This window comes from Pseudarthrobacter sp. YAF2, assembly GCF_052113345.1.
Lineage (GTDB): Bacteria > Actinomycetota > Actinomycetes > Actinomycetales > Micrococcaceae > Arthrobacter.
This window is the reverse complement of sequence record NZ_JBFRDA010000007.1, coordinates 51,501-69,625: the sequence shown is the minus strand read 5'-3', so window position 1 is coordinate 69,625 and position 18,125 is coordinate 51,501. Positions and strand designations below refer to the sequence as shown.

Genomic DNA, 18,125 nt, shown 5'->3' with positions numbered 1-18,125 from the left:
CGTCTATCCAGCAGGCAGGCAGCACTCCGCCCGAGGCAGGATCCGGGTGTCGGGTTGCCGCCTCGGTCTTGGGCCGTTGAAGGAGCGGGCATGGCTGGATGGAATGCTGATACTGCTGCCGGACCTGTTGGTGCCGGAAACGTCACCCTGGTGGAGGGATCGTGCTTCTGTATTTCCCTGGCCAATGGAGACATTCATCCCGAACATCCCCACGGCGCTTTCCACGAGGACACACGGATCCTGTCGCGCTGGAACCTGACGGTGAATGACCAGCCCCTTGAGCCGCTGACGGCGGAGACTAAGGAGCCCTACCGGGCACTGTTCATCGGCCGTGTTCCGCGCTCGGACGGGTACGCCGACAGCCCCCTGATCGTGGAGCGGCTGCGGGAAGTGACGGCCGGAATCTTCGAGGAGATCACCCTCAGGAATTACTCCGCTGACGCCGTCGAGTGCAACATTTCCATCAGCGTTGAAGCCGACTTCGCGGATCTCTTCGAAGTAAAAGAGGCGCGGGTCCAGCGCCACTGGGAGGAATCCCGGCATCCTTTGGATGATTCCCTGACCATCAGGGCTGTGTGGCACGACGTCCTGAAGGCCGTCAGCGTGACCGGGCGGGGCGCCATCGCCACCCCGCATGCCCTCAAGTACCAGGTGGTTGTTCCGCCACGCGGCGAATGGAGCACGCTGGTGAGCGTGGTACCTGTTTCCGACGGCGCCACTGCACCGGTGGCCCCGCCCTTCGAGGAGGCTGCGCGCGGCGTGTCCCCGAATGACCGCAGACGGCAGGAATGGGTTGCGAAAATTCCCAAACTCCATATGGGAAACCGTTCCATCGAACGTACGCTCCGCCGCAGCTATGACGATCTCGGGGCCCTCCGCATCGAAGATCCCGCACATCCGGATCGGATCGTGGTCGCCGCCGGTGCACCATGGTTCATGACGCTGTTTGGGCGTGATTCGCTCTGGGCTTCGGAAATGGCCCTTCCGGTGGACCCCAGCCTCGCCCTTGGAACGTTGCAGACGTTGGCTGACCGCCAGGGCAAGGTGGTGGATCCGATGAGCGAGGAGGAACCCGGGAAGATCCTGCACGAGGTCAGGCTGGGTGTCTCCAGCGGACTGGCTCTGGGCGGCAAGTCGGTGTACTACGGCAGCGTTGACGCTACTCCCCAGTTCGTCATGACGCTTGGATCGGTCAGCCGCTGGGGCTTTGCCAAGGACACCATCGCCGCTCTCCTGCCGTCCGCGGACCGGGCGCTGGACTGGGTTCGCGAATATGGCGACAAAGACGGCGACGGATTCGTCGAGTACTCCCGGCTCAATGACCAGGGCCTGATCAACCAAGGCTGGAAGGACTCGTGGGACGGCATCAATTTCGTCGACGGCGCGCTGGCGGAGCCTCCCATCGCACTGTGCGAAGTGCAGGCTTTGGTCTATTCGGCGTTGCTGTCACGAGCGTGGATGGCATACGACGCCGGGGACGCACCCCTGGCCGCGCAGCTAACTGACGAGGCGGCGCGGCTCAAGAAAAAGTTCAACGACGAGTTCTGGCTGCCTGACCGTGGCTACTACGCTATGGCGCTGGACGGCAGGAAGCGTCCGGTGGACGCCTGCGCCTCCAACATGGGGCAATGCCTCTGGCACGGCATTGTCGATGACGATAAAGCACCGCTCGTTGCGGAGCGGCTCATGTCACCGGAGATGTTCAGCGGCTGGGGTATCCGCACGCTGGCCACGGACATGGGGGCCTACAACCCCGCCAGCTACCACAATGGGTCCGTGTGGCCGCACGACAACGCCATCATCGCTGCAGGCCTGCTGCGATACGGCTTCGTGGAAGAGGCGCAGCGGATTGCCACCGCCCTCCTGGAAGCAGCCGATTACTGCAACGGTCGGCTCCCGGAGCTATTTTGCGGCTTCAGCCGTGAGCAGGTCAGCGAGCCTGTCCCGTATCCGACGGCATGCTCGCCGCAGGCGTGGGCGGCGACCACACCAATTATGTTGATCACCAGCCTCATGAGGTATGACGCCCATGTGTCGCGCGGAGGCTTCTGGATGGACCCGGTACTGCCGGAAGCCTACGGAGACCTCCACATCACCAACGCGCCTATTGCCGGGGGCCGGATGAGCATCGATATCACTGGTTCCGAGCCGTCGGTGCAGGGTCTGCCGGAGGGCATAAGGTTCCATCGCGAACACCGGCCGTGGCTGACAGAACTGTTGGCGCAAGCCGGCCTGGGAAGTGAGCCTGGGCGGCCATGACCAGCCTTACCGCGAACCTGCCGCCGACTGGGTTCGGCGGGTTCCGGGGACTCTGGGGATCCAGCAGCGGACCGAATCGCGGTACTGCCGGAACTCGTCGCCGAACCGCTCCGTGAGGTCCGCTTCCTCAAGGGGCCGCACGGCGTAGTTCCACACCAGTGAGCCGAGGACTGCGTATCCCACGACCAGCCACGATTGCAGGATCAGGCCCACCGCGGCTCCCTGGACAATGCCCGCCACCGCCATCGGGTTGCGGATCCAGCGGTAGGGGCCGGCTATAACCAACCGGTTGGCCATCGCAGACGGCAGCGGTGTTCCGCCCCCGAGGGTGGACATCACGGCGGCAGACCAGATCCCCAACGCGCTGGCAAGGATGAGGGTTACGACGCCGGCCGGGGCAGCAAATGCGGGAAAGGCCACTGCTAGCCCCCAGCGCTGTTCGAGAACGGCCAGGCAGGCCGGTATCAGCCCCAGAAAGAAACCCCAGAACACCACAATCTGCCCGAGCGTGGCCGCCACGTGGAATCCCGCGTTGGTGCGTTTCCGGGCCGGACGGAAGGCAAACGGGCCCCGGACAATCCACTCAGTGGGAATGCGGCCGAGCAGGACGAGGCAGACTGCGGCGAGCGAACCTGCCGTGGCCGCGCTCATGGCCAGCACGCCGATGCCCGCTTGGGTTGTCACCGTGGCATAGACGGCCATGGCGACCGGCGACAGCCTGAACGGCAAAGTACGCCCTGCCCCACTGGCTCGACCGCGGCACAGATCCCCCGAATCCATTGACGCCGCGAAAGTCCGCGGCGCGTCCCAGCCTAGCGAAGGCGGCCGCGGCTCCGGCTGCGGCGGACATCGAAATGGTCCGGACTTCCCTGGGAAGTCCGGACCATTTCTTTCGCCTTAAACGGGCTGCGGCGCAGCAGCCTTGGCGTGCTCCCGGGCGCATCTGCCCAGCCAGCGCGCACTCTCCTTGGGAGTCCGTTCCTGGGTGGAGCGGTCGACGGCGATCAGGCCGAACTTGGGACCGTAGCCGAAGACCCACTCGAAGTTGTCGAACGCGGTCCAGGCGATGTACCCGCGGACGTCGATGCCGTCCGCGATGCAGGCGGCAACGCCGTCGACGGCTGTCCTCAGGTACGCCACCCGCTGTGTATCGTCCTCGGTGGCCAGGCCGTTTTCGGTGACGATCACCGGGATGCCGGCGATCCTGTGGGCCTCACGGATGGTGGCCTCCAGCGCCTGGGGGTAGATTTCCTCACCCATCTGGTTGGTGGGCACACCCTCCGGTGCCGGAGCGTGGCCGTCCGGACCGTACACGGTGCGGCCGTAGGTCTGGATGCCCACAAAGTCGTCGCCCCTGGATACCTCGAGGAAGCGCTCGTTGACATCGCGCCGGACTTGGTCCGCAAGCTCTTCGCCACCCGGGATGGCCTGGATGTCGGAGTTTGCGAGGGTCCAGCCCACCTGAAGATCGGGGCGGCGGGCCTTGATGGCAGCAATGGCAGCCCGGTGCGCAGCCAGTTTGACGGTGAAACCGGCGTCCGTGGAACAGAACTGGAACGGCGCGATGGTGGCGGCATCCACGCCCAAACGCTCAGCGGCGGCTGCCCAGACGGGCACCGAACCGCGGTTCTCCGGTGCTTCCCCGCCGATGCCGAATGATTCCAGCAGCCAGGGGAGGTTGGGTTCGTTCAGCGTGCAGGCGACGCCGATCAGGTCGCCAAGGTGCGCCATTGCCCGGTCGCAATACCGCGCAAAGAGTTCGGGCGTCCGGTCGCCCTCCCAGCCGCCGACCCGAAGGAGCCAGAGCGGTGACGTGAAATGGTGGAACGTGACCACCGGGGTGAGGCCATGCTCGTGGCAGGCCTCCAGCACCCGCTTGTAGTGGTCCAAGGCAGCCATCGAGAAGTGGCCTTCCTCAGGCTCGATCCGGGCCCATTCCAGGGAAAACCGGTAGCTGGTGAAGCCGAGGCCGGCGATCAGTGCGATGTCCTCGCGGTAGCGGTGGTAGTGGTCCACGGCATCCCCGGACGGCTCCGCGAAAATCGTCCCGGGCAGGTGCTCCAGGAACCAGGTATCGCTGTTGACGTTGTTGCCTTCCACTTGGTGGCCTGCGGTGGCCACGCCCCAAAGGAAGTCGCTGGGGAACGGTTTGGTCATGGGGTTCCTTTCGTGATGGACGCGCGCAGGCGTCCCAGGCTTCGCTGCCTTCCCTCCATCCTGTCGCCCGGCGTGACCGCCGCTACGATACTTTTTCAATCAATGACATTGTCATGTTTGGTGCCTGTGGCCCCGGCCGATTCTTGAAGGGAGCCGGCGAGCAGCCAGCCCCCACAACCGTTCCTCCGTCGTCACATCAGAATGCAAAGGCGCACTACATGAAACTTCCGAACTCCACCGCCCGTGCGAGCTCCGCCGTTCTGGCCGGTGCCCTGCTGATGGGTTCCCTGGCCGCCTGCGGCGGCGGGTCCAGCCAAACAGCCGCGAAGGCTGACACCAGCAGCCTGACCCTGGCCATCGACAGCGACTCGGCCTCCTTCGGTTTCGACCCGCTGCGCGTCTCCGCAGCCCAGCGCCAGTTCTTCGAAGGCCTCTACGACAGCCTGATGACCCTTCAGCCGGACGGTTCCGCAGGTCCGGGCCTGGCCAAGGACTTCAGCTACAACGCGGACAACACCGTCCTGACGCTGAACCTCAAGGACGATGTGACGTTCACCGACGGCTCCAAACTGGATGCCGCACTGGTCAAAGCCAACCTGGACCGCCGGTCCGATCCCGCACTGAGCGCCTACTCCGCCGTCGCCAAGGGCGGCGCCCAGGAAATCACCTCCGTGGACGTGGTCAGCCCTACCCAGGTGGCCCTGACCTTCGCCAAGCCGCAGCCCGGATTCGAGAAGAACCTGGCCTCCACCACCGGCATGATCGTGGGCAAGAACGGTGTCACGGACACCTCCAGCCTTGCTGCGACCCCCGACGGCTCCGGCCCTTACACCCTTGACCCCTCCACCATGAAGGGCAACAAGTACGTCTTGGTGAAGAACGATAAGAGCGCTGACGCTGCCAAGTACGCCTTCAAGAAGGTTGTTTTCAGCGTGGTCCAGGACCCGCAGGCCCGCGCCAACGCCCTGGTTTCCGGCCAGGCGGACGTGGCCATGCTGACGTCGCCCACGGTGGACTTCGCTAAGTCGAAGGGACTGGGCGTTTCCCAGATCGGCGGCACGGTGCACACCATGGTCTCCTTCGACAAGATCGGCAAGACCGCGCCGGCATTCGCACAGGAGAAGGTTCGCCAGGCGTTCCAGTACGCCATCAACCGCCAGGCCCTGGTGGATGCGCTGCACAAGGGTGACATTGCTTCCTGGAACGCCCTCCCCAAGGATTCGGCCGGCTTCACCAAGGACCTTGAGACCAAGTACGCCTATAACCCGGAGCAGGCCAAGAGCCTCTTGTCGGAGGCCGGCTACGGCAACGGCTTTGAGTTCACCATTGTTGGCAGTGCTGAAACCCAAACCGACCTGCAGGCCGTCCAGAAGGACCTCGCCGCCGTCGGCATCACCATGAACATCAAGATGGCCGCCTCCACCGACGAAGCCTTTGCAGCAGTTGCCACCACGCCCCTCGGCTACGCCGCACTTGGTTGGGACAACCCGGTTGGGCTGATGTACGGCGTCGTCCTCAACGGTTTCACGAATGTCCAAAAAGCTACGGATGACCAGCTGACCGCTGCGACAGGTGAAGCCGCAGCCGCCAAGGACGATGCCGCCAGGAAGGCTGCATTGACCAAGCTGAACACCCGCTTGGTGGAATCCGGTTGGATGATCCCGCTCTACGAATCCCTCACGAACCAGGGCTACAACACCAAGAAGGTGGCCCAGGTGAAGTTCGCGGGCGCCAACGCCTACCCGCTCCTCTCGTCCTACACGCCGGCCAGCTAATACCCGCACCGTCCCGGGCGGCCCTTGTCCACGAGGGCAAGGGCCGCCCGGGAGGGGCCTGACCGATGGAGGTCACCATGGCACTATTCATCACTAAGCGCCTGCTGATGGCGCTGGCCACCGTGCTGGTGGTTGCGGTACTGGCATTCCTGCTGGTGCACGCGATGCCGGGCAGCCCCGGGGCGGTGTCCCTCGGCGCCGGCGCCTCCCAGGAAGCGATCGACGAGGTCAACCAGCGGATGGGCTGGAACGATCCGCTGTTCACGCAGTTCTTCACCTGGCTCGGGTCCGCGGTCCAGGGCGACCTGGGCGTCTCGCTCATCGATGGCCGGTCAGTCAGCGCCGACCTCGCCAGCCGGCTGCCCGTCACCGCCTCGCTGGCTGCCGGCGCCACCATCCTCAGCGCTGTCCTGGGCATCGCCCTGGGCGTCACCGCAGCCGTCCGCGGCGGCGTCGTGGACCGGATCATCGGTGGAGTGGCAGGCATGGCCGTTGCCCTGCCCGCCTTCTGGATCGGCATCATCTTCGTCTACCTGCTGGCAGTCCAGTCCTCCGTCTTCCCGGCGACCGGCTATGTCCCCTTTGAAGCCTCCCCACAGGACTGGGCCCTGTCCCTGGCGTTGCCCGTGATCACCCTGGCTGTGGGTGGAGGGGCATTCATTGCCCGGCAGACCCGTGCCTCCATGCTCGAAGCCCTGCAGCAGGAACACATCCGCACGCTGCGTGCCACGGCCACCCCCACCTGGAAGATCCTCTACGTCCATGCCCTGCGCTACGCCAGCCTCCCGATTGTGGCCGGCATCGCCCTGCAGTTCATCCAGCTGTTCGGCGGTTCGGTCATCGCGGAGCAACTGTTCGCCATGCCCGGCCTGGGCCAGGCCGTCCAGAACTCCGTCAGCACCCATGACGCCCCGTCCGTGCAGGGCGTGGTGGTGATCGCCACCGTGGTGGTGGTCGCCGTGAACCTGGTGCTGGAGCTCGCCACCAAGTTCCTCGACCCGAAGTTGCGTGCCTCATGATTCCCAACGCTGCCCCCGCGCCCGCAGATCAAGAACAGCCGACGACGGCCGCGGACCTTCGCAAGACACGTCGCCAAGGCGCGCCGAAGAAGTTCACCGGCAGCAAGCTGTTCGGCTCGCCCGGGAGCATCGCAGGGGTGGCCTGGCTGGCCGCCCTCGTGGCCGCCTCCCTGACTGCCCCGCTGTGGCTGCCGTTCAAGACCGAGGACCAGGACTTCACCGCCGTCCTCTCCGGCCCAACCGCCGCGCACTGGCTTGGCACGGATGAACTGGGCCGTGACCTCCTGAGCCGGATCTTCGCCTCCGCAGCCGGCACTCTCGGAACATCAATGATCACGGTGATTGTCGCCGTCGGACTCGGAACCCTCCTTGCGATGCTGGCCGCAGCCGCCGGCGAGCGCGTGGAGAACGCCGTCAGCCGCATTACCGAGATCATGATGTCGCTACCCGGCACCGTGATCATCCTTGCCGTGATCGGAGCCGTGGGAACCAATATTCCGATGATCATGGGAATCCTGGGCTTGCTGATCTCGGCCGGCATCTACCGTGTGATGCTCGGGCAGGCCAAATCCCTTCAATCGCAGCTGTACGTGGACGCCGCCAAAGTGGACGGTGTCAGTACCGCGGGCATCAGCCTGCGCCATGTGCTGCCCGGCCTGACCAACACAATCGTCGTCCAGGCGGCGCTGATCTTCGCCGTCGGCATGCTCATCCAGGCAGGCCTGGCGTTCATCGGATTTGGCCCGCCCATCCCGCAGCCCAGCTGGGGCGGAATGATCCAAGGCGCCTCCCAGCACGTCTACGACGCACCTTGGATGATGGTGCCCACCGGCGCGGTGCTGGCGCTGACTGTCCTGTCCGCCAACGCCATCGGCAACGCCTTGGGCAAGGCACCCAACGCTGCCGCCCCGCACCTGCCCTCCGCCGCTGCCCGGCGCCAGCGCGCCAGGGCAGTTGCCGCCATCGCCTCGGCCGCCCCCGCCGCCTCCGGGGAAACGGCCAAGGGAACGCTTAGCGTCCGGAACCTCTCCGTCGGCGTCGACAGTGCTGGTGCAGGCAACGGCCTCCGCCTGGTCACCGATGTCTCCTTCGACGTCGAACAGGGCACGGTCCTGGGCCTGGTGGGGGAGTCCGGCTGCGGCAAGACGATGACCGCACTGTCCGTGCTCGGGCTGCTGCCGTCCGGTGTGTCCGTCACGGGTGGCCAGATCCTCTGGAACGGCAGGAACCTTGCCGCCACCACGGACAAGGACATGGAAGCAGTCCGCGGCCGGGAAATCGCCCTGATCAGCCAGGAACCCATGCGCGCCCTGGATCCCATGTTCACGGTGGGCTACCAGCTCACCGCCACCATCGGGCGGCTCCGCGGAATGGGCAGGGCGGAGGCCCGGGAGGAAGCCCGGAACCTTCTGGCGAAGGTGGGGATCGTTGACGCTGCACGCATCCTGAAGACTTACCCGCACCAGATCAGCGGCGGCATGGCCCAGCGCGTGGCCATCGCCCTGGCGCTCGCCGGGCAGCCGAAACTGCTGGTGGCTGACGAACCAACCACTGCCCTGGACGTCACGGTGCAGGCCGAGATCTTGTCCCTGCTGCGCGCCCTGGTGAGGGACACCGGCATGTCCGTAGTGATGGTGACACACGACCTCGGCGTGGTGGCGGACATCTGCGACCAGGTGGCCGTCATGTACGCCGGCCAGGTGGTGGAGCACGGCAGGACGGACAGCATCCTGGACAATCCCCGGCACCCCTACACCCTGGCCCTGCTTGCCGCAGACCCGCACGCCAACCATGCAAACGACATGCCCGAACGCCTCGCCACGATTCAAGGGCAGGTACCCCAGCCCAAAGACTGGCCCACCGGCTGCCGGTTCGCCGCCCGCTGCCAGTTCGCCGGTTCCGCCTGCCTGGAACCAGTCCCGCTGCTGTCCTCGGGTGCCGGCACAGGCGTGGTGCGGTGCGTCAAAGCGGACCAGCTCGCCGTCGAAGGCATGGACTGGCTCGCCACGGACGTACCCGCCGCCCGCACATTGGAGATCACTCCCACGCAGAACCAGCGCACTTTGCAGACCATCGTCGAAAAGGACCTGGCATGAGCACCGCAGTCACCGAACGCCGCGATTCCACACCGTCCTCCGCCGCCCCCATGCTGGAGGTCAAGGACCTGGTGGTCCGCTACGGCCGGGGCCGGAAGGCCGCCGCGGCTCCTGCCGCCGTCGACCATGTCAGCTTCAGCATCGCACCCGGGGAGACCGTGGGCCTGGTGGGGGAGTCAGGCTCCGGAAAGTCCACCATCGGCAAGGCAATCCTTGGCCTGCAAAAAGTCTCCGGCGGCACCATCACCTATCAGGGCAAGGACATCACCTCCGCCAGCGCCGCAGAGCGCCGGGCCCTGGGCGGGGAACTGCGGGCCGTCTTCCAGGACCCCAACTCCTCGCTGAATCCGCGGAACACCATCGGCGCCTCCCTGGCGGAACCGCTGCGCCTCCGCGGCGTGTCCGCGGCAGAGGCACGCGCCAAGGCCGGGGACATGCTGGAACGCGTGGGCCTGCCGCGCGACGCCGTTGACCGGTACCCCAGCCAGTTCTCCGGCGGCCAGCGCCAGCGCATTTCCGTGGCGCGTGCCCTCATCTGCGATCCGCAGCTGGTGGTCTGCGACGAAGCCGTCAGTGCCCTGGACCTCTCCACCCAGGCCCAAGTGCTCAATCTGCTGGCCGACCTCCGCGACGAACGGGGCCTGAGCTACCTGTTCATCGCCCACGACATCGCCGTGGTCCAGTTCCTGGCCCAGCGCGTGGTGGTTCTCTACCGCGGGCAGGTCATGGAAAGCGGACCTGCCGCCGCCGTCACCGAAAACCCGAGACACCCCTTCACCCAGGCCCTCGTGGCCGCCTCCCCGGTGCCGCGTCCGGCGGAGCAGGCGGCGCGTCGCGAAGCCCGCCAATCCCTGGGCGTCCGTACCGGGGCCGCTGCGGTGCCCGAACCAGGCGGCTGCCCCTTCCGGCTCCGCTGTCCCCTGGCCACCGACCTGTGCGCGACCGAACGGCCGGCGCTGCGCCGGGTGGGGACGGCCGACGTCGCCTGCCACTACGCCTGAACCTCCTTGCTCAACTTCCAGAACGGACCCTCCTTCCATGACTTCCACTCCCTGGCTCGCTGCCATGATTTCGCCCGCGCAGGACTTCGACGGCGCCCCGCTGCTCCGCAAGGAGTTCGCGCTTGAGGAGGGGCGCGGAGCAGTTGTGAAGGCGACGCTGCGGGCCACCGCCTTAGGCGTCTATGAGGCGTTCATCAACGGCTCACCGGTGGGGCCGGACGTGCTGAGCCCGGGCTGGAGCTCCTACGAGTGGCGGCTCCGGTACCGCAGCTACGACGTCACCTGCCTGCTCACGCCCACCAGCGTGCTGGGTGTGGAACTCGGCAACGGCTGGTACCGCGGCCGGCTCGCCTGGCACGGCTTGTCCAACCTGTACGGCAGCGAGTTGGGCTTCTTCGGCCAGCTGGACATCGAGTTCGCCGACGGCCATATCCAGACCATCGCCTCCGATTCCTCCTGGCAGGCCGGCCCCTCCGCCACCACCTTCAACGACCTCTACGACGGGCAAACCATCGACGCCCGCCGCCGTCAAAAGGGCTGGGCGGACCCCGGCTTTGGGCCGGGCACTGACTGGACCGGCGTACGGGAGCTGGCGTTCGACGCCGCCCGGCTGGCTGAGCCGGTGGGCCCGCCCGTGGTGCGGGCCGGCGTCGTGCGTCCCGTGGAAATCTTCACCTCGCCCTCGGGAAAGACTCTGGTGGACTTCGGCCAGAATCTGGTGGGCTGGCTCCGGTTCACGGTGCAGGGCGAAGCCGGGCAGGCCATCACCGTGCGGCATGCCGAGGTGCTGGAAGACGGCGAGCTGGGCGTCCGGCCGTTGCGGTCGGCCAAGGCCACGGACATGTTCATCCTTTCCGGAGGCGAGGACTCCTTCGAGCCCACCAAGACCTTCCACGGCTTCCGCTACGCCGAAATCACCGGCTGGCCGGGCGACCTCACCGAAGGTGACCTGGAAGCCGTGGTGGTCCACTCCGACCTTGAGCGCACCGGCACGTTCGAATGCTCCAATGAGCTCGTCAACCAGCTGCACCGCAACATCGTCTGGGGCCTGCGCGGAAACTTCCTGGACCTTCCCACCGACTGCCCGCAGCGTGACGAGCGGCTGGGCTGGACCGGTGACATCGCCGTGTTCGCCCCCACCGCCGCCTACCTGTACGACGTCAAGGGCTTCCTGCAGGACTGGCTGCTGGACCTCGCCGTGGAGCAGCAGGCCGCAGACGGGCTGGTCCCCATCACGGTGCCGGACATCCTGAAGTACTGCCCGCAGCCGCCGGAATTCCCGTCACCGGAATCCTCGGCACTGTGGAGCGAGGCCTCGGTGTGGGTGCCGTGGGCGCTGTGGGAGGCGTACGGGGACCTCAGCGTGCTGCGCAACCAGTACGCATCGATGGCCTCGCACACCGGCCGGGTCGAAGGCCTGCTCTCGGCGAACGGCCTGTGGGATTCCGGTTTCCAGTTCGGCGACTGGCTGGACCCCGACGCCGCGCCGGACCAGCCGTGGGCAGCCAAAGCGGACACCGGTGTGGTGGCCACCGCCTGCCTGTACCGGACCGCGAGACTGACCGCGCAGGCCGCCGGGCTGCTGGGAAAGCACGACGACGAAGCGTACTTCGAGGCGCTCGCCGCCCGGGTGCGCACCGCCTTCGCCGAGCACTACGTCGCAGCCGACGGCACCGTCTCCAGCGACTGCACCACCGTCTACGCGCTGGCCATCGCCTTCGATGTCCTGCTGACGCCGGAGCTGCGGGAGTTCGCCGGGAACCGCCTGGCCGAACTGGTCAGGGACAACAACTACCGGGTGTCCACCGGGTTCGCCGGGACGCCGTTCATCACCCACGCGCTCACGGACACCGGGCACGTGGACGAGGCCTACCGGCTGCTGCTGGAGGAAGGCTGCCCGTCCTGGCTGTACCCCGTGACCATGGGTGCCACCACCGTCTGGGAACGCTGGGATTCCATGCTCCCGGACGGCACCATCAACCCCGGTGAGATGACCAGCTTTAACCACTACGCCCTGGGCGCGGTGGCCGACTGGATGCACAAGGCCATCGGCGGCATCCGGCCGCTGGAGCCCGGCTACGCCCGGGTCCTCATCCAGCCGCAGCCCGGGGAGGGGATCAGCTGGGCCAAGACCTCGCTGAAGACCCCGCACGGGATGGTCCGGGTGGAATGGACGCTCGACGGCGACGGGTTCCGGCTTGAGGTGACCGTCCCTGCCGGGGTGGCGGCCGACGTCGTCCTTCCGGACGGTGCGCGGCATGCCATGGGCGGCGGCACGGGCTCTTTCACCGCCGAACTGGGCGCTTTGGTGAAGTAGGGCGCATTTTTCACCCGGCCCGGGCCGGAATCTGCAACGATGTACGCAGAATAGACTTCCCAGGAGGACTCATGCCGTACACCGTGGATTTCAAGAACGTGTCCACCGTCGGGTTGGAATCGTCGCCGGTTGCCGACGCGCTGGCCGGGCTGCGGGCCAACGAGGCACGCTATTACAAGAACAAATACGACCACGACTTCACCGTGGTCCCCGCGGACGAGGCGCCGGAGACGGTTGACTACGTCCACAACATCCTCTCCACCGAGCGGAACCTGGTGATCTCCTCCAAGCCGCTCGAGGTGTCCTCCTTCGAGGTGGACGGGCTGCGGATGGCGTACGTGTTCTACGAGTCCGGGCTGTCCATCAACGTCATGTACGGCATAGAGGAGGGCGGCAAGCGGGCGGTTGGCTTCAAGCTTTCCGACGGTATGGAGGTGCCCGAGGAACTGGCGGCGAGCTTCAAGTTTGCCCGCCAGAAGTCGAAACTTGCCGGCACCATCCGCGGCTCATACTTTGTGATCAAGGGCCAGTACTGAGCGGGGGATGCGGGGCACTGTCCGGTTCCGCGGGTCCGATCGGAGTGCCCGGCCCGGAACCCGGCCATGTGCTCTGGTACCGGGGCCCGGCGGAGCGGTTCGTCGAGTCCCTGCCGGTGGGCAATGGACTCGCAGGGGCCACGGTGCGCGGCCTGGTGGGCGGCGAGCGCCTCCAGCTCAACGAGGGCTCGGCGTGGTCCGGGCCAACAAGCCGGTCCGCACCCGCACTGGATCCATCCGCCGGACCGGCCACCTTGCAGGCTGTCCGCGCGGCGGTGGAAGGCGGGGACGTTCGACGGGCCGAAGAACTGCTGCTGGCATTCCAAGGCACGCACTCGCAGGCCTACCTGCCATTTGCGGCCCTGACAGTGGACGTCGCCGGCACCGCGGCGGCCGTTGACGGCGGGGCCGCCCGGTGGCTCGATCTCCGGACCGGCACCGCGGGGCACCGGTACGTGGTGGATGGCTCCGAGGTCCGGCACCGGACCTTCGCCTCCCACCCCGACGCCGTCATCATCCACGAGATCACCGCCGACGCTCCCATCACCGTCCGGATCGGGTTGCACGCCGACGGTATCCGGCCCCTTGGACAGGACGCCGCAGAGCATGAGTGGGGGAGCGAAATCCGCCTGCGGGTGCTGCTGCCCAGCGACGTGGCGCCCGCCTTTGAGCGGACTGCCGAGCATATCCATTACGACGGCGACTCCCGCGCCGGAGCAGTCCATGCCGGCATCGCCACGGACGGGGCTACGGACCTCACCGGGGGAGTCCTGGCGGTCACGGGCGCACGTTCCGTGCGGCTGGTCATTGCCACGGGAACGGTCCTCGATCATTCGCATGCAGTCCGGCACGCGAACACTGGGGGTTCCCCTGAAGATCTTGCCGTATTGCTCACCGGCCGGCTGGCGCGAGTCCTCCAGGACTCCGCGGACGCCGTTTTCGAGCGCCACGTTGCCGACCATGCGGAGCTTTACGGCAGGGTCACGCTGGAACTCGGCCCCGAAGCCGGGCCGAGTCCTGGACCGGACTCCGGTCCGTGGAAGCCAACAGATGAGCGCGTGCGTTCCTTCGAAGAGGACCAGACCGACACCGCCCTGGTCTCCCTCCTGTTCCACTACGGCCGGTACCTGTTGATTGCCTCCTCCCGCGCCGGCGGGTTCCCGGCCAACCTCCAAGGCATATGGAACGAGGAACTGCCGCCACCGTGGAGCAGCAACTACACCGTGAACATCAACACGGAAATGAACTATTGGCCGGCGTTGCCCGCCAACCTTGCCGAATGCCACGAACCACTGCTGCAGCTGGTGGACACGCTTGCCCGCACCGGCCCGGCCGCTGCCGCCCTGTACGGTGCGCGGGGATGGGCAGTCCACCACAACACGGATCCCTGGGGCTACCCGTTTGCCGCCGGCGCCAGCGAAGGCGACTCCATGTGGGCCAGCTGGGCCATGGGAGGCACCTGGCTGGTCCAGTCAGCCTGGCAGCACTACGCCTACACCGGGGATGCCGGCCGGTTGCGGGCTTCCTGGCCGGCCATCGAAGGCGCGTGCCTCTTCGCACTGGACTGGATCATCGGGGACGCGGGCACCGGAACGCACACGTCGCCGTCGACCTCTCCCGAGAACCAGTTCGTCGCCCAGGACGGGGCGCCTGCCTCGGTAAGCCGGTCCTCCACCATGGACGTTTCCCTGCTCCGCGGACTCCTCGATTCGGCCCGGCACGCTGCCGCAGCCTTGGCGGAAGAACCACCCTGGCTGGCGGAACTCGCGGACAAGGTGCGGGCCTTGCCGCGGCCGGCCATCGGTGACCGGGGAGAAATCCGGGAATGGTCGGTTCCGGCCACTGAGCATGCACCGGACCACCGGCACACCTCCCACCTGGCGGCCGTCTATCCCCTGCGGCAGTGGAACCCGGAGGCTACGCCGGCGCTCGCCGCCGCCGCTGCCAGGACCCTGGAACTGCGGGGCCCCGAGTCCACGGGCTGGGCCATGGCCTGGCGCATTGCCCTCTGGGCGCGCCTTGGCAACGCCGCCAAGGCCGAAGAGAGCCTCACCCTGGCACTCCGGGTGGCGGGGGAGGGCTTCGACGGGCGCGGCGGGGTCTATCCCAACCTGTTCACCGCCCACCCGCCGTTCCAGATCGATGCGAACTTCGGTGCCACCGCCGGCATCGCCGAGATGCTGCTCCAGTCGGACCCGGCCGCCATCCGGCTGCTGCCTGCCCTGCCGGAATCATGGCGCGAGGGATCGGTGACTGGCCTGCGGGCTGTGGGTGGAATCGAGGTGGACATCCGCTGGTCCGGGGGCGTCCTGGACAGCGCCGTGCTGCGGTCTGCCGCGCCCGTCCACCGGGAGGTCATCTGGAACGGCCACCGGACCACCGTGCGCCTGTCCGGCATCCAGGATGTTGAGCTCCGCCGCGGCAACTTCGCGTAGCTGCCCGCGCCGCCGGCCCCGGAACGCGTTTCAACGAATGAAATAAGGCCACACGCTGGGTCGGGCCAGGCGAAAGGATGGCTGGATGCACTCCAACCCCATCCTTCCCGGCTTCAACCCGGACCCGACCATTGTCAGTACCCCGGACGGTTACTACGTGGTGACGTCATCGTTCGAATACCTCCCCGGACTGCCGGTTTATCACAGCCAGGACCTGCAAAGCTGGGAGCTGATCGGGCATGTGGCCACGCGTGAGGAGCAGGTCCACGTTGCCAACGTCCCGACGCCCGGCGGTGTCTGGGCGCCGACGCTCCGATACCGGGATGGCGTGTTCTATCTGATCGTCTCGGTGTTCCTGGGCGGCCGCGGCTGTGTCGTGTTCACTGCCACCGACCCCGCCGGGCCCTGGAGCGACGGGACTGTCATCGACGCTGTGGACGGCATCGACCCCGATCTCGCCTGGGACGACGACGGGACCGCATACGTGACGTTCGCACGGCACCCCGAAGCGATCCAGCAAGTACGGGTGGAACTTGGGACCGGGACCGCGCTCGAAAAGCCGAGACCTCTGTGGTCCGGCAGCGGCCTCTACGCGCCCGAAGGCCCGCACCTCTACCGGCGCGGGGACTGGTGGTACCTGCTGGTGGCCGAGGGCGGGACGGACAGGGGCCATGCCGTGACCGTGACCCGTTCGCGCCGCCCGGACGGACCCTTTGAGCCGGCGCCGCACAATCCCATCCTGACCGCAGCCGGCACAGGCTCGCCCATCCAGAACACTGGGCATGCGGACTTGGTGGAGCTGCCCGACGGCGGGACTGCCATGGTGCTGCTGGGCGTCCGTCCCGTGGGCCTCACCCAGGCGTTCTCACCGCTGGGCCGCGAGACGTTCCTGACCCCGGTGGACTGGGTTGACGGCTGGCCGCATCCCAGCATGCCCGTGCTGGGCGGCGTCCCGCCGGAACAGGCCCAGTATGACTTCACCGGGGGTGCCGGATTGGATGGCGCGGCCTGGATTGGAGTCCGGCGGACACCGGCGGACTTCACCACGCCAACCGCCCGCGGGCTGGTCATCAGCGGCGACGGGAGCGCCCTTGATGCACCCCGGCCCGCTTTTCTCGGACAAAGACAGCGTCACCTCGGCATCCAATTCCGGGCTGTGCTGGACGTCAGTTCGGGGACGGGCGGCATCGCCGTGCGCAATGCCGAGGACAACTGGTTCGGCATCGAAGCCACCCGGAACGGCGGCGGCGGCGTCACGATCACGGCGAGGGCCGTCGTCGCCGGCTTTGACCGCACCTGGGAGGCGACGCTGCCGCACGGCGACGTTGAACTGGCGATCCTGACCGAACCGCCGTCGCGGGACTTCAGGGCCGGGGCCGTGGGCGGCGACAGGCTCCGCCTCGTCGCCCGCGCTGCAGCGCCGGACGCGCTTTCGGAAGGCCACACTGACGAGGTCCGGCTTACAGAACTGGACGGCAGGCACTGGGCGTTCGAAACCGCCAAGGCCTTCACCGGCCGCGTCTTCGGCGCGTTCGCCGTGGAAGGGGAAATCGTCCTTCGCCGTCTGGAGTATTGCGGCAAGGACTGACCCTGCCGGCGCCGCCCCTACCCCTGCGAGTGCGTCCTGACGTCGGTGCTCACCTGCGCCTGGAAGCCCAGGTTGCGGGACACGGCCCTGGCGGCGGCGCGGACTGCCGGGGCCAGGACGTTCGGCGGCGTGGAGCCGTCCGGAACCACGATGGACAGGGAAGCCACAACGGCGCCCTGCGCGTCGAAGATGGGCGATGCCACGGACACGGTCCGGGACGGCAGGCTGCGGCGGATCATGGCGATGCCGGTGCGCCGCACATCGGACAAGGTCCGGCGCAACTGGCCCTCCGGCATCTCGGATACGCCGGGTTCGATCTCCGGCGGCCGCTTCAGGATGGTTTCCTGGAACTGCTGGTCCGCTCCGGCCAGCAGCACCAGGCCGATGGCCGTGGACCGCAGCGGTGCGCGGCCGCCCACCCGGTACGCCACCTCGGTGGCATCCTTCGCGGACAGCCGCTCGATCAGCACCGCCTGCTCGTTGTCCCGCACCGCCAGCAGGACGTGGTGCCGCGTGACCTCGAAAAGGTCCTCCAGGTAGGGGAGCGCGATCTCCCGCACCCCATGCCCGCGCGGCGACAGCGACGCGACCTCCCACAGCCGGACGCCCACCACATAGCGGCCGTCGTCGAGCCTTTCCAAAGCACCCCACGCCACCAGCCGGGCGATCAGCCGCAGCGCCGTGGGCGCCGGCATATCCGCGTACCGGGCCAACTCGGACAGGGTCAGCGCCCGGCGCCGGTCCGAGAAGACGGCGAGCAGGCTCAGCGCCCGGTCAATGACCGGCTCGCCCTGTTTTGGCCGCTTGCCGCGGGCAGGCGGGGTGTCCGTTTCGGGGGTGGCAGTCATGGCAGTGGTTCCTAGCGCCGTCGATAGTTGGGGTGGCTCGCAGTGAGCTGAACCACAATACTATTCCAACCATTGAAAGCACCCTGTGGGGGAC

12 protein-coding genes are annotated in these 18,125 nt (G+C 67.3%); 9 read left to right on the top strand and 3 right to left on the bottom strand.

Annotated elements, in window-relative coordinates; all coding sequences use genetic code 11:
* Nucleotides 1–90 precede the first annotated feature (90 nt).
* The gene (locus AB4Y79_RS08985; RefSeq protein WP_441860554.1) at nt 91–2,259 is read left to right on the top strand and encodes an amylo-alpha-1,6-glucosidase; all 2,169 of its coding nucleotides are present in this window, start codon (nt 91–93) and stop codon (nt 2,257–2,259) included.
* 6 nt (nt 2,260–2,265) lie between these two features.
* On the opposite strand, the gene AB4Y79_RS08980 is transcribed toward AB4Y79_RS08985, so the two are convergent.
* Nucleotides 2,266–2,961, bottom strand: coding sequence for a methyltransferase family protein (locus AB4Y79_RS08980; protein ID WP_441860553.1), 696 nt, complete (start codon nt 2,959–2,961; stop codon nt 2,266–2,268).
* A 195-nt stretch (nt 2,962–3,156) separates the two neighbouring features.
* Complete coding sequence (locus AB4Y79_RS08975) at nt 3,157–4,416, bottom strand: glycoside hydrolase family 1 protein (RefSeq protein WP_441860552.1); 1,260 nt, start codon at nt 4,414–4,416, stop codon at nt 3,157–3,159.
* Between the two features lie 218 nt (nt 4,417–4,634).
* Here AB4Y79_RS08975 and AB4Y79_RS08970 point away from each other — a divergent pair, with 218 nt between their 5' ends.
* The 8 genes from AB4Y79_RS08970 to AB4Y79_RS08935 all read left to right on the top strand — a co-directional run bounded on the left by AB4Y79_RS08970 (nt 4,635) and on the right by AB4Y79_RS08935 (nt 17,183).
* Entirely contained in the window at nt 4,635–6,191 is a 1,557-nt protein-coding gene (locus AB4Y79_RS08970) for an ABC transporter substrate-binding protein (protein ID WP_441860550.1), read from the top strand.
* A gap of 65 nt (nt 6,192–6,256) precedes the next feature.
* Complete coding sequence (locus AB4Y79_RS08965; RefSeq protein ID WP_441860549.1) at nt 6,257–7,210, top strand: ABC transporter permease; 954 nt, start codon at nt 6,257–6,259, stop codon at nt 7,208–7,210.
* Nucleotides 7,207–9,306: a dipeptide/oligopeptide/nickel ABC transporter permease/ATP-binding protein gene (locus AB4Y79_RS08960; protein ID WP_441860547.1), complete on the top strand. Its 2,100-nt coding sequence runs from the start codon at nt 7,207–7,209 to the stop codon at nt 9,304–9,306. The genes AB4Y79_RS08965 and AB4Y79_RS08960 overlap by 4 nt, the downstream gene beginning before the upstream one ends.
* Nucleotides 9,303–10,307 (top strand): oligopeptide/dipeptide ABC transporter ATP-binding protein, encoded by a 1,005-nt coding sequence (locus tag AB4Y79_RS08955; protein WP_441860545.1) that lies wholly within the window; start codon nt 9,303–9,305, stop codon nt 10,305–10,307. Before AB4Y79_RS08960 ends, AB4Y79_RS08955 begins: the two co-directional genes overlap by 4 nt.
* A 37-nt stretch (nt 10,308–10,344) precedes the next feature.
* Nucleotides 10,345–12,624, top strand: coding sequence for a family 78 glycoside hydrolase catalytic domain (locus tag AB4Y79_RS08950; RefSeq protein WP_441860543.1), 2,280 nt, complete (start codon nt 10,345–10,347; stop codon nt 12,622–12,624).
* Nucleotides 12,625–12,695: 71 nt separating this feature from the next.
* Nucleotides 12,696–13,160 carry a phage tail protein gene (locus tag AB4Y79_RS08945; protein WP_441860541.1) on the top strand — a complete coding sequence of 155 codons (465 nt, stop codon included), beginning with the start codon at nt 12,696–12,698 and terminating at the stop codon, nt 13,158–13,160.
* A 44-nt stretch (nt 13,161–13,204) separates the two neighbouring features.
* Nucleotides 13,205–15,595: a glycoside hydrolase family 95 protein gene (locus AB4Y79_RS08940; RefSeq protein WP_441860540.1), complete on the top strand. Its 2,391-nt coding sequence runs from the start codon at nt 13,205–13,207 to the stop codon at nt 15,593–15,595.
* Nucleotides 15,596–15,680: 85 nt separating this feature from the next.
* Complete coding sequence (locus AB4Y79_RS08935) at nt 15,681–17,183, top strand: family 43 glycosylhydrolase (RefSeq protein WP_441860538.1); 1,503 nt, start codon at nt 15,681–15,683, stop codon at nt 17,181–17,183.
* A 17-nt stretch (nt 17,184–17,200) separates the two neighbouring features.
* Here the strand turns inward: AB4Y79_RS08935 and AB4Y79_RS08930 are convergent, their stop codons facing one another.
* Nucleotides 17,201–18,031 carry an IclR family transcriptional regulator gene (locus AB4Y79_RS08930; protein WP_441860536.1) on the bottom strand — a complete coding sequence of 277 codons (831 nt, stop codon included), beginning with the start codon at nt 18,029–18,031 and terminating at the stop codon, nt 17,201–17,203.
* Between the last annotated feature and the right edge of the window lie 94 nt (nt 18,032–18,125).

Coding starts and splice junctions, on each gene's coding strand:
- AB4Y79_RS08985 (WP_441860554.1), top strand. CDS start 91: ATGGCTGGATGGAATGCTGATACTGCTGCCGGACCTGTTGGTGCCGGA.
- AB4Y79_RS08980 (WP_441860553.1), bottom strand. CDS start 2,961: ATGGCCGTCTATGCCACGGTGACAACCCAAGCGGGCATCGGCGTGCTG.
- AB4Y79_RS08975 (WP_441860552.1), bottom strand. CDS start 4,416: ATGACCAAACCGTTCCCCAGCGACTTCCTTTGGGGCGTGGCCACCGCA.
- AB4Y79_RS08970 (WP_441860550.1), top strand. CDS start 4,635: ATGAAACTTCCGAACTCCACCGCCCGTGCGAGCTCCGCCGTTCTGGCC.
- AB4Y79_RS08965 (WP_441860549.1), top strand. CDS start 6,257: ATGGAGGTCACCATGGCACTATTCATCACTAAGCGCCTGCTGATGGCG.
- AB4Y79_RS08960 (WP_441860547.1), top strand. CDS start 7,207: ATGATTCCCAACGCTGCCCCCGCGCCCGCAGATCAAGAACAGCCGACG.
- AB4Y79_RS08955 (WP_441860545.1), top strand. CDS start 9,303: ATGAGCACCGCAGTCACCGAACGCCGCGATTCCACACCGTCCTCCGCC.
- AB4Y79_RS08950 (WP_441860543.1), top strand. CDS start 10,345: ATGACTTCCACTCCCTGGCTCGCTGCCATGATTTCGCCCGCGCAGGAC.
- AB4Y79_RS08945 (WP_441860541.1), top strand. CDS start 12,696: ATGCCGTACACCGTGGATTTCAAGAACGTGTCCACCGTCGGGTTGGAA.
- AB4Y79_RS08935 (WP_441860538.1), top strand. CDS start 15,681: ATGCACTCCAACCCCATCCTTCCCGGCTTCAACCCGGACCCGACCATT.
- AB4Y79_RS08930 (WP_441860536.1), bottom strand. CDS start 18,031: ATGACTGCCACCCCCGAAACGGACACCCCGCCTGCCCGCGGCAAGCGG.